This window comes from Enterococcus olivae (assembly GCF_053760925.1).
In genome coordinates this window covers 18535-30894 of record NZ_JBSMVT010000017.1, presented here as the reverse complement: position 1 = coordinate 30894, position 12360 = coordinate 18535, and the positions used below count along the sequence as shown (strand labels likewise).

Annotated in this window: 13 protein-coding genes; all 13 read right to left on the bottom strand. The window is 38.2% G+C overall.

What is annotated here, in order from left to right:
- Nucleotides 1-150: 150 nt before the first annotated feature.
- Complete coding sequence (locus ACWODM_RS11040) at nucleotides 151-1134, bottom strand: permease prefix domain 1-containing protein (protein WP_455321429.1); 984 nt, start codon at nucleotides 1132-1134, stop codon at nucleotides 151-153.
- On the bottom strand, nucleotides 1121-1465 hold the full coding sequence (locus tag ACWODM_RS11035) for a PadR family transcriptional regulator (RefSeq protein WP_455321428.1): 345 nt from the start codon (nucleotides 1463-1465) through the stop codon (nucleotides 1121-1123). Before ACWODM_RS11035 ends, ACWODM_RS11040 begins: the two co-directional genes overlap by 14 nt.
- 202 nt (nucleotides 1466-1667) lie before the next feature.
- Nucleotides 1668-1868 carry a cold-shock protein gene (locus ACWODM_RS11030; protein ID WP_455321427.1) on the bottom strand — a complete coding sequence of 67 codons (201 nt, stop codon included), beginning with the start codon at nucleotides 1866-1868 and terminating at the stop codon, nucleotides 1668-1670.
- 173 nt (nucleotides 1869-2041) lie between these two features.
- Complete coding sequence (locus ACWODM_RS11025; RefSeq protein WP_455321426.1) at nucleotides 2042-2701, bottom strand: DNA alkylation repair protein; 660 nt, start codon at nucleotides 2699-2701, stop codon at nucleotides 2042-2044.
- Between the two features lie 135 nt (nucleotides 2702-2836).
- Nucleotides 2837-3589 (bottom strand): iron ABC transporter ATP-binding protein, encoded by a 753-nt coding sequence (locus ACWODM_RS11020; RefSeq protein WP_455321425.1) that lies wholly within the window; start codon nucleotides 3587-3589, stop codon nucleotides 2837-2839.
- Nucleotides 3586-4635 (bottom strand): iron chelate uptake ABC transporter family permease subunit, encoded by a 1050-nt coding sequence (locus ACWODM_RS11015; RefSeq protein WP_455321424.1) that lies wholly within the window; start codon nucleotides 4633-4635, stop codon nucleotides 3586-3588. The genes ACWODM_RS11020 and ACWODM_RS11015 overlap by 4 nt, the downstream gene beginning before the upstream one ends.
- Nucleotides 4632-5648, bottom strand: a complete 1017-nt coding sequence (locus tag ACWODM_RS11010; protein WP_455321423.1) for an ABC transporter permease — start codon at nucleotides 5646-5648, stop codon at nucleotides 4632-4634. Before ACWODM_RS11010 ends, ACWODM_RS11015 begins: the two co-directional genes overlap by 4 nt.
- Nucleotides 5649-5727: 79 nt before the next feature.
- A complete protein-coding gene (locus ACWODM_RS11005) occupies nucleotides 5728-6744 on the bottom strand; it encodes a siderophore ABC transporter substrate-binding protein (RefSeq protein WP_455321422.1) in 1017 nt (338 codons plus the stop codon).
- A 552-nt stretch (nucleotides 6745-7296) separates the two neighbouring features.
- A complete protein-coding gene (locus ACWODM_RS11000; RefSeq protein ID WP_455321421.1) occupies nucleotides 7297-8655 on the bottom strand; it encodes an FAD-dependent oxidoreductase in 1359 nt (452 codons plus the stop codon).
- A gap of 14 nt (nucleotides 8656-8669) precedes the next feature.
- Nucleotides 8670-10091, bottom strand: coding sequence for a helix-turn-helix domain-containing protein (locus tag ACWODM_RS10995; protein ID WP_455321420.1), 1422 nt, complete (start codon nucleotides 10089-10091; stop codon nucleotides 8670-8672).
- Nucleotides 10092-10106: 15 nt separating this feature from the next.
- A complete protein-coding gene (locus ACWODM_RS10990) occupies nucleotides 10107-10727 on the bottom strand; it encodes a thermonuclease family protein (RefSeq protein ID WP_455321419.1) in 621 nt (206 codons plus the stop codon).
- A 13-nt stretch (nucleotides 10728-10740) separates the two neighbouring features.
- The gene (locus ACWODM_RS10985) at nucleotides 10741-11463 is read right to left on the bottom strand and encodes a class I SAM-dependent methyltransferase (RefSeq protein WP_455321418.1); all 723 of its coding nucleotides are present in this window, start codon (nucleotides 11461-11463) and stop codon (nucleotides 10741-10743) included.
- Between the two features lie 49 nt (nucleotides 11464-11512).
- On the bottom strand, nucleotides 11513-12343 hold the full coding sequence (locus ACWODM_RS10980) for a hypothetical protein (RefSeq protein ID WP_455321417.1): 831 nt from the start codon (nucleotides 12341-12343) through the stop codon (nucleotides 11513-11515).
- Nucleotides 12344-12360: the final 17 nt, after the last annotated feature.

The window sequence follows — 12360 nt, the reverse complement described above, 5'->3', positions numbered from 1 at the left end:
ATGATTTAAAAAAATAGTGTGAGAAACATTTCAATAGTTATCATTTGAATTTGATTCTATTAATACCAACACCATTCTCAATTACCTCTCTTGATTCTCAATTGAATTTAAATAAAATAAAAAGTTGTGACAAATACGCCACAACTTTTTTTATCTATGTTGTTTTAGCACGGATACAAGAAACGTATTGAGGAACGCAGCTATCGGAAAAATTAACCAGCTATAATGCCATGAATGAGTAATGCTAGACCAAAGCAGATACATAACCACGACTGCCGGCCAGTAAGCGTTTCTCAATAACATAATAAACGGTGTGGCTTCACCATACTCAGAGCGAGTAGCTCGTGGACCGGGCTCGTCCGAATCCGAAACAAAGAATTGTCCAGCTGCCATTTTCAAAAAACCATTGCGAACGACACTAGAATAAACAATTAAGAAAACGCCCACGCCTACAGTTCCGAAAAAAACACTGACAGCAAATAATTCAGCGAAAAAATATTCCACAAAAATAATCAGTAAAGGGATCGACAGCACACATAAACCAATTCCGCTGATTAAACCCACACGGAAGCTTTTTTCATAGTCTAACACTTGTTCTTTAGCTTCTTCAAGCACTTCATTACTCAAAGGACGATCCTCTAATAATTTTTTAGCAGCAACATACTTCATAGAACCCGAAACAATAAAGCCGATTCCCCCTAATACTAAGATAAAAAATGAAAGAATAGCTAAAGGGAAAAACAGCCCACCATATTCATTGTTATCCATAAACATACTCGCTGAAACGCTTAAGCAGATCAAGAATATCCCTAATGAAAGTTCAAACGCAAATTTTCTTGTTGTTCCCCAAAAATCAAAGGCTTCTTCTAAATCAATTGCATCTGCTCTCTCTTCTTCAAAAGACGGTTCCTCTGGTTTTTCTGCTTGTACATCCAATTCGGCTAAAATTTCATCAATTGAGCCAAACTCACTAATTACGGCACCAATTGCTTCGTGTTCACTCTTTCCTTCTGCAATTAATTCATGATAATGATCTTCCATAATAGCCAGCAAATCTTCTTTTGCTCGTTGTGTTTCTGGTGTAGTTGGCACAGTTAAAAATAAACTATCTAAATATTCCTTAATAATCTTCATTCTTAGCTCCCCCTTTTAAAAATTCATCGACGACGAATTTTGTCTGTTCCCACTCTTGTCTTTTTTCTTCAAGAATTTCTTTTCCTTTTTCAGTGATTCGATAATACGTTCTTTTTTTCCCATGTGTTAGTTCACCAGGATATGATTCAATCAATTTTTGCTTACCTAATCGAGTAAAAGCTGAATACAAAGTTGTTTCTTTGATAATATACAGCTCATTCGTTTTTGCTCGAATTTTTTTTGAAATTTCATAACCATAGGAGTCACCTTCTTTTAGGATGGATAAAATGATGACATCATTATATCCACGAATACCATCACTTGTGATCATGCCATTCCTCCTAAATTACTTCATCTGTCGTAATAATTATAAGACAATTACTACGACAGGTAAAGTAAAAATGGAAACGAATAGTAAAATCAGACTTAAGTCCTAGAAGAGCCCTTATTTGTTAAGGAAGGGACGCTTCATCAGTCAAAGAACACAAAAAAACCAGCTACTTTTGATAGCTGGTTCTCATTGATTCAATCAATTAAGCTTTAACGATGTTAGAAGCTTGTGGTCCACGTTGTCCTTCTTCGATATCGAAAGATACTGCTTGACCTTCTTCTAGAGTTTTGAAGCCTTCACTTTGGATAGCTGAGAAGTGTGCAAACACATCAGTTCCATCTTCAGTTGTGATAAAGCCAAAACCTTTATCTGAGTTAAACCATTTTACTGTACCGTTATTCATAACGTACCTCCAAATTACACATCAAGTGTGTTTATTTGTAATAAAAAATGAAGTGTAAATAGAAGTGCGTATCATTATTTTTGTAAGATAAACATATTTTAATCACATATCAAAAAGTATTACTTTAATAACTTAACACTTATATAGAAGGATTGCAACTAAAATCTCTTTATTTAAAGATATTTGCTCGCTTCTCGAATACTTAATGAGGAAAGACCCGTCTTATTCTCTTCAATAAACGCTCTTACCCATTCAGGATTTGTTTTCGAATAGTCCCTTAAACTCCAACCGATCGCCTTGTTAATAAAAAATTCTGTTTGATTCAAATTATTGAGTAAGATTTGCTCCAACAATTGGACATCGGTCTCGTGTTTGCGTAATAACTGGTGATCGATTGCGATTCTTCTTAACCAAAAATCCTCGTCTACACTCCAGGATACGAGAATTTTTTTCACTTCAGGGAAATTAAAGGCGATTTCTTCCATTAGCTTATCTATTCCATCGATGGTATCCCACCAAGGTTTTGTTTGTGCTAGTTGTTTGATCTTCGGTACGTCATTAGGAGTTAGCTGTTTGCGTAAAATTGTTAGATACCCAATCGCTACATATTGAAATTCTCGATAGGGACTTGCCCAGCACTGCTGGATAAAATGCCAATCCACCGTTTTGATTTGCTTTGCTGCTTGATAAAATTCTTTTATCAAATGTTTCCTAACAGGCGCAGAAATCCCTAAAAATAAAAACTGATTTCTCATATAGGTCGACATTTTTGTGGCTTTCTCCTGATCTGCATGCGAGTGAAAAAGGTCTAACAGTTCCTGGAATGTCTTCATTGTTCTTCTCCTCTACTTGAAATTTGCTTGAGAATAGCATACTTCACTTCTTTCTACAAGATTTCTCAAGTAAAAAATAGTTGTTAGATGGATAAAAAGAAACAAATCGAGAAGCAGCTCCTTCTCGATTTGTTTCTAATAAATAGCAATCGGTCCATACGGTCCTTCGATCACTTCGATATTTGTATCAAAAATATTCGTTAAAACTTTTGGTTGCATCACTTCATCTACACTACCAAAAGCAGCGATCTGCCCATTTTTCATTGCACAGATCCGGTCAGAATATTTTGCTGCAAAATTGATGTCATGCATCACTGTCAAAATCGTTCGTCCAAATTCATCTGCGGCTTTTCTTAAATGTGTCATCATTTGAACAGAGCGCGCAACATCTAAATTATTTAGTGGCTCATCTAATAGAACGTATTCCGTTTCCTGACATAAAACCATTGCTACATAAGCCATTTGTCGTTGTCCACCAGAAAGTTCATCCAAATAGCGATTTTCTAACGTCGTTAGACCAAGAAAATCGATATATTTGGAAACAATTTCTTCATCTTGTTTGGTCAGACGTCCTTTACTGTAAGGAAAACGACCAAAACCAACCAGTTGTCGAACGGTCAAGCGAGTTACAAAATGATTTTCCTGTCGCAGAATCGTCAAGACCTTCGCTAAATCCTTTGATTTGGAAGTTGAGACATCCATCCCCGCTACTTCGATGTGCCCTTCATCCATCGACAACAGCCGACCGATCATCAATAAGGTCGTTGATTTTCCGGCACCATTTGGACCGATCAAAGAAGTAAAGCCGGCTTTGGGAATCTCAATATTCAACGAGCCAATTTGAACTTCTTCAGTATATGATTTTTTTATATTGTTTAGTTTTATCATAAAATCCTCTTCCTTAGTATTGCGATCAAAAAGGTCAGACCGCCAAACAATTCAATAATAACAGAAACGACTCCTTGCGCATTGAAAACATGGTACATGAAAAAGTAAGCACTCGTCATGATCAAAAAGCCAATTGCCAAAGCCATTGGAAATACATAGCGATGATCGTAAGTCGGCGCTGCCAAGTAAGTGAGTGTCGCAACTAAAAATCCGTAAAAGGTCAACGGACCGACCAATGCTGTCGAAATAGACATCAATACGGAAACCAACACCAAAATATAGATCATGCTGCTGCGATAGTTCATGCCAAAGGACGTAGAAACATCCTTCCCAAGAGAAACAATGTTCAATTTCCTTGAATACAGCATCAATGAAAGGGCAATCAGGATCACCAAAGGAATCACGATCGGAAAATACTCTGCATCTGCATTGTTGACAGAACCAAACAAACGAGCTTGTAAAATATCAAATTCTGATGGTGAAAGCAGTCTTCGCATAAAGCTTGACAGAGAACCTAACCCTGTACCGATCACGATTCCAATCAGCAACATCAGCTGCAGATTGGCATACTTACCAGAGAGCAACCAACCGTAAAGCATCAAACTCAAAAACACCATGGCCAAGACCTGGATAAAGAACGCACTGGTTCCCTTGAAGCTGATCAGTGCATTTGCTCCAAAAAAGAAAATCGTGCTTGTCTGGATCGTTGAGTAAAGTGATTCAAATCCTAGCAGTGAGGGTGTAATAATGCGATTATTGGTGATCGATTGAAAGGCGATCGTCGACAAGCTTTGGCAGATAGCTGCGATGATCATCGCAACGACTGCGATCATTCTCCTTCTAACGACCGGAAGAAAAGAAGATGAATCCACCGGTATCGGATTGTTGTAAACCAATAATCCATATGTAGAACATGCACCTAAAACCAACAAGACTAGCAGTAAAATCCAGTAACGTCTTTCGTCTTTTTTGGAACGAAAGGCCTTTGAGGCTCTAGTTACTGTTGGTACATCTTCTTTTAACATTCTATGTTTGCTACTATTCATCGGAGTCTCCTTGTTTTTCGCTGGAACAATAGAATAGCTATAAATACAAAGGCTCCTAATGTTCCAAGTATTAAAGATACGGGAACTTCAAAAGGCATGATGATCGTCCGAGAAAGGATGTCACAAGCCATAATCACACCCGAACCAGTCACACAGATCCAAGGTAGATTACTTTTAAGATCGTCTCCTCTAAAAATCGATACAATATTAGGTATGATCAATCCCAAAAACGGCAAATTCCCGATGACTGCCGCAACGATTCCTACGGCCAGTGAGATCAAAATTGTTCCCAGTAGGACGATCTTATTGTAACTCTCTCCTAGATTCGTTACAAAATCCTCACCTAATCCTGCCAAAGTTAGCCGATCCGCATAAAGAAAAATCAGGATAGTTACGCCGATGATCAACCACAAATATTCATAACGTCCAATCTGGACCGGTGCAAATGATCCTACGTACCAGTTTTGAATATTTTGTGTCATCTGGAACAGCAGTCCAACAAAAGTCGATACTGACGAAATCACCGCTCGCAACATCATTCCGATAATAGGTACGATCAGTGAAGAGCGTAAACGAACTCTTCTTAAAAATAAGAAGAAAATAATCGTTCCAAAAAAAGAAAAAACGATAGCACCAGACATTCTCAATACCAAACTAGGTGATGGAAACAACAAATAGACAACCAGGAGGCCTAATCCCGACCATTCGATCGTTCCTGTTGTCGTAGGTTCAACAAATCGGTTTTGAGTGATCAATTGCATCACAAGACCAGCCATTGACATTGCTGAGCCTGTCAGCATCAAAGCGACTGTTCGAGGCACACGAGTGATGAAGAACATTTTCATTCCGTCTTCTTGTCCACTGAGATCATACACACCAGTAAAAAGCGAAACAATCGCAAGTCCCAAAACAATGATCGTCGCAAATATAAAAGGCTTTGTCCATAATTTCTTTTTAGTAGAAAACTGGGGTTGAGAAATTTTCTCAACCCTAGCGTTTGTCGTTTTTGGCACTTTCTTCGCTCCCGTTTCCATAATTAGTATCGGTGTTCTATCTTAAACAGATATGGAAAATAGGATAAACATTCTCATACTATTTAGATAAAGAGGTTGCTAGATTTTCAAACAATTCAATGAATGTTTCAATCGATTCATTGGTATACGTATCTGCTGGAGCATAGACAACTTGCTCTTCCGTAATAGCTGTTGTATCTGCTAAAGCAGGAGATTCATCAATTACATCTTGCGCAGGAACAGAATGTTCTTCATCCCCTGAAGTTGCTGCATCTCTATCTAGAACAAAAATCCAATCTGGATTGCTTTGAGCGATCGCTTCAACAGAAATTTCGTCTCCCTCGTGATCAGAAGTCGTATTGTCTACATCCAAAGCTGGCACCCAATCAAAAACTTCATACAAAGGACCCCATACACGTCCAGAATGAGGAGCAGAGAAACCGATATTCCCACCAGACACAACTACACTCATGACAGTGTCGGTACCATTGTAGGCTTCTTTTGCTCCAGTGATCGCTTCGTCTAATTCAGCAACCAGTGCGTCGGCCTCTGCCGTTTTATCAAAAATTTTTCCTAAACTGATCGTGGTGTTTTTCAATCCTTCAATCAGGTTTTCTCCAGGAGTCTCCGCTTCTTCTGAAACATCAAAGTTTAAATCGATTACAGCTGCATCTGGTACCAATGCTTTGATTTCTTCATAGTATCCACCAAAACGTTGACCTACGATCACTAATTCAGGATTCGCAGCTGCTAAAGCTTCAAGATTAGGTTCACGGTGATTGCCAATGTCTTCGACAGAATCGTCATTATAATAAATAGAGTCTGATGGCATGACAGCTTTAGGAACAGCTGCCAATTCAATTCCCCAGTCTGCCAGTGTCTCAAAGCTTCTGCTGTCTAAAGCAACCACATTTTTTGGATTGACTGGTACTTCTAGTGTACCATGAGCATCTGTGATTTCAACTGTCTCCGCAGCTACAGAACTTTGACTTGTATCACTTTCCGCAGATTCCTGAGTTCCGCCGTCATTCGAACAAGCAGCTAATGTCAAAACCGCTAAAATACCAAATAATTTAACAAAAAGATTTTTTTTCATCTCTCCTACACTCCCTTTTTATCCTTTAAACTTGAAGTTTTAGATCCAAACGACTGTTTTACGACAAGTGTGATCCTCATTTCAAATAGTTAAACTTAAGTTGAAGGAAGATCAGTGACCGTTTAGGTTCTTATTCCTTCTGCGCGTATGCAATGTCTATTCTAAAAGTTAGTCTCACTTTCTTACAAAAACAGTAGAAAAGTAGTACAAGTTTGTTCATTTTCTAAAAACTTCTTCGTTGTGTTATCAACACAGTTGAGAACGATTCTCATTCTCGCATTTCAGTTTATTAGAAAACAAAAAAAATTTCAATCCTTTTTTTAAGAAAATAAAAAGAATTGAAATTTTTTAGTAACTATTCACGATTATTTCATTGTAATTAGCTGTAATATACTCTAAAGTCATCGTCTTAGGCTTGCAGCAATCTCTTTTCATCACTTATGAATGGCTAACAAAAGAAAGATCCATACATAACTTGATTTCTTCGTAGTTCTTTTTCACAAAGAATATTTACTGGTAGTTCAATTATTGATACGCCCTGCTCATTTTCAATTACTTCGACTTTTTTTGAATGACCCCTTCCATTGCTAAATCATTCAAAAAGTGCAAGGGCATAGATAGTTTAGGATTGAAATAGAAATCCATCGTCACCAATTGATCTAAAGTAGTCTCCATCGTCACCAGTGCAGAAAGGGTATTGATGATTTCCAGTGTTTTCTTAGAACTGGTCATCAGTTGTCCTCCCATCAATTGCTTGGTCTGCCTATCAAAGACGATTTTTATCGTCAATTCAAAGTCTTCCTTTGTGTCAAACAAGGCTTCTTTTGTGTAGCTTTTTGTAACAGAAGCTACATCAAAGCCATAATAAGGTGCTTCTTCTTCATTGATACCACAGCTGGACAAATAGGTGTCAAACAGTTCACTGACGATTGTTCGCTGAACTTTTGGGAAAGAGATTTTTTCTTCCAGCAAAATATTTGAAGCTGCAATCATCCCTGTTCGATAAGCATTGGTCACTAAAGGAATATAAATCGTCTCTGGTGAATGATTAAAATGAACGGAGACGAGATCACCGACCGCATAGATAAAAGGATCGGATGTCTCAAGAAAATCATTGGTTTCAACTGTCCCATCCATATTTACCTTCAATATATCTGAGACCAGTTCAACATTGGGTCTAGGATTGATTGCATAAACAATATCATTAATCTGCAATTTTTGGCCGTTTGCCAAAGTGATTTCCTTCTTCGACTGATTCGAATCAATTTCTCGAACATTGCTATTCAACAAAATATGCACATTGCTAGGGATTTTCTTTAATAATTTTGACGTGAGCTCTTCATCAAAATATCGAAATAGAATACTGTTCATTCGATCGATCAGAAAAACTTCTTTTTCAAATTTGCTCAAAGATTCTGCCAATTCAAAGCCAATCAGTCCCGCTCCAATGATGGCGACTTTTTTGGCATCCATCAAAGATTCTACCGCAACTTTAGATTGTGTCAGCGTTTTGAAATTGGTGATCGATTTTTCTGGCATAGAGACGAATCCTGTGTCGTATTGACTGGATCCCATTGCCAAGATCAGATAATCGTAAGAAACCTGTTCTTCCAAATCATCTTCTGTATTTTGAGTCTTGAATACGATTTTTTTCGTTTGATTATCGATTGAAAGAACCGTACTGTTTAGCAGCACATTGATTTTTTCAGACAACAACTGACTGGCAGTTACTGTTCGGGCATCTTCCAACTTCTCAATAAATCCTTCTAGGTAGAGATTCAAACTACTTCCCATGTACCCAAGTACGTTGGAACGTTCGATAATGATCACTTCAACTGCTTCATCGATCTTTTTTAGGTGTCTCGCCGCTGCAATACCTGCGTGAGAGCCACCAATAATTACAACTCGCAAATTCTCTCCACCTCCTAATTGTTTGACAATAATGCTTGCACCGCTTTTTTTAACCGATTGGCTTCAAATAGCGATGTTTGACCACTGAAGAAATAAACTTCTTGATACGAATACTGCTTCAACTCCGTATATTCTGAAGCAATCAGTAGAGAACAATCTCGTTTTTTTGCTCTTTTGACCGAAACGTAGGGCAAGACCGATAAATGCTGCTGAATAAATTGATAGATTTCCTCTGACTGTAAAGACTCTTCCAGCGCAACACCAATGATCAGTTTTTTTTGTTGTCTACGCTTATAGATATCTGCGACCAGACCGTATGCTTGGTCCAGCATTCGCCACTGAGAATCAGAATTGTCTTTTGCTAATTCTTTTTCAATAATCGTCATACAGGACGACATCTTTTCAGGGGTACTATCGGATAATAAAATCATGTCATTGACTCCCGCTTCGATCCATCCTTTCGAAAAAGCAATTTTAACATGTAATTTTAATAAAAATGAAGCAAAAGATTCCGAACCTACTTCTGACTCCACGATCGTTCGATAAATTTGTTGATTAATTTCAATGAAGTTTGAAACAAACAAGGACTGCGACAACCATTTTTCATCCACTTTGATCAAAGCTTCTGAAAGGAAAAATAAATACAAATAAATCGCTTCTTCCTCGGACCATTGAAAGGCAAAACGACTCAAGTAGCGCGCCAAAATGTTCTTCAGCTCCTGATAAAAAGGATCCATCTCAATTTCATGTATCGTTTCTGGCTGCAGACGATGCTGTCTTTTCCCTCGATAATCCAAGCGATTTTGCATGATTTCCAACCATAAAGCCAGTTTCCAATACTGTTCTTTTGAGAAATCTAAACCAAAATGCTTCTCTATGACTCGGATCAAGTTACCGATCACCGGTTGAGCCGTTCTTTTCTCTAGTATATCTAAAGGCAGACTTTGCCAAAAAAACTGAAAAAAGAAGGAACGAATTTGAATCTCTTCGCCAGTGAGCCGCTTGTTGCGAAACTGGATCTCAAATTCGGACAACAACTGATTGATCACTTTTAATCGCCTAAAAATAGATGCCTCACTGATTTGAAGATCCAGTACCATTTTGGTGATCGATACTTCCTTCTGTTCAAAAATAAAGGTCACTATTTGATAGTCCAGAGCTTGTTCCAAATAAGAATAGACGAATCTTTTGATCGAAAATGTGTTGGCCAATCGCAACGAGAGAATGTCATTGTCTACTTTGATCAATTGGGATGTTGGCTCAAAATACTCAACGGCCAATTGCAAAGATCGGATCTCTTTTTGCAAAGTCGGCAGCGAGATTTCCATCTCCTGAGCCAAGCTTTTGGTACTGACTGTTCCCTCACTTTTTAAGATCGACTGAAAGACAGTTAGTTGGATCTGCTGATGCTTGTCCATCCATTCTGCTAGCTTCATGAAATCACCTCAGTTCTATTCTTGAATCTCATTGTAGCGATAATAGCCATTTTTCATTTGAACGACATAGCCTTCTTCTTGCCACACACCGATTTTTTCAGACTGTGCAGTTGCCTGTGCTTGTAGAAATTCTTCTACATAGCTGTCGCCACCTTCATTGACATAACGAACAATTCCTAGACCGTTTTGCAATAACAGCTCCTGCAAGGAAACATCATCGATATAGACATAGGCTAACAAACGACCATATCTATCCGCAACCTCTCCCTGATCAAAAACTAACGAAATACTGTGATTCGCCAGTTGCTCCTTGGTGAATTCACTTGCCTCTTTGCCAAAAGGCTGCACAGGCGTCTCTTTTTTGACGCTTTCCGGTGTATCCACCATTAATAAGCGTACTTTGTACTCTTGGTGGTCAATATAAAAAGCGAAGGTATCGCCATCAACACTGCGTAAAGAAGACACTAATAATTTCTCAAATCTCGGTGGATCGGACAAGTCAACGTTTTCTACTGTTTGTTGCTTTTGCCTGACCTCTGTCGGTGATTCGGCTGATTCTGTAGATTCGATCCATTGCCAGCCACCAAAACCAAGAATCAACAGTGCTGTTAAAAAACTGGTGATTTTTTTACCCATTTCTGTACTTCCTTTATCTCTTAATGATCAATAACTCAAACTCAATCTGAATGCGACTGACTGTTTCTTTCTCCTTTTGAAAAATTCTCTCCGTCCATTCAGCTAATACTTCTGAAGAAAGCTCTTCTGCAAAATACTCTTCAAAAAAACTTCTAGAAATCTTTTCCTGTCTTTCATAGCGGAAGACTTTGCTTTGATAAGAGCCCTTCAACCATTGCTTATATTCATCCATCCAAGATTTTTGTTCCTCTGATATCCCAAGTGATCTTTCTATACTTGAAAACACCGTGTCCTCATCTTTGATCATCCGTAGAATACACACATACTTGTCTGCGACTCGAATAAGATCTGCTAGTAGTTTTTGATTCGTCAAGGCTGGATTCATTGCTGTAAACACGACTTCAAAAGCCCTATTAGGCATCTGCTGTAAAAAGGCCTCTTGTTCTGCTTCGATAAGCAAAAGATTTTTAAAAGGGTTTTTCTTTTTCGCCAAACGGATCATTTCTCTCGAAAAGTCTACTAAAAAGTAGGTTTTGGTCTGAGCGATCATAGACGACACGTATTTGCCTGTACCACCAGCTATATCTAAAAATGTTTTAGCCGGAAAAATCTGTCCTTCCATCAAAAACTTTTTAACGTCTTCTTGGATTGGGATTTGTGATTCTTCCTGTATCTCTGCGTACTCTTCTGCAAAGTCATTCCAGTATGCTCTCTCCGATTCTATTTCTGAATGCACTGTTTTCTCCTTTAAAAAAGTCTGGAATAAACTACTCCAGACTTCTTTTTTAATTACGTACGATCAATGGAACCAAGAAAGGATAATGTGTGAAGAAGTCTAAGATCGAACGTCTTCTTTCATTCGAATCTATAAAGAGATGCGTGATCCCACTTTCTGAACGAATATACACATTTTGTTCTTGGTTCAATTTTACCTGGTAATGATCCTTATTCAATTTCTCTAAATCATACTCATCCGATTCCATTGCAGTGACAAAAATACTATCTAAGACATGCGTTTCTAATGGTAATTCACTTTCGAGATCAACAGAAAGCGCTCGAGTGTTGTCCAATAAACTTGGGGCAACTTCAAAATCTAATTCTTTGAACCATGACAGCAATTGATTTAAATCATAGTTGATCAAAGATAGCTGACCGCGAGAAAAGATTTTTTCAGTGTGCCATAAGTGGATCAGTTCCAATACTTGCTTTTCATCAACCTCGACTGTCATATCGACGGGACGAACAACGATCAGTGGCATATAAGAAGCATCGAAGCGGGAATCAATCACGTCCATTCGAAAACTTAGTGCCAGATTTTTTTCATCATCCAATTGATAAGCAACGAGGAAGTGTTTGCTTTCCCAAGTATTGTAGGCTTCTGCCTGCTGCAATCCGATCGATTTCAATGGCTTCAACAATTCATAGGAGAAGTACTCTAAAAGATTGCTTTTGGCGATCGTTGAAATCGGGGCATTCGTAGTGATCAATCTACGATATTCACTCAATAATTCTTCAAAATCTGCTTCTAACAAAGACTTGCGCAGACGTAGATCTGCTAGCTCTGCTTCTGCCGAAGCGATCCAGTCGATGATTTCTTGATGATCTTGACTCTTCATTTCATAATAAAGATCCT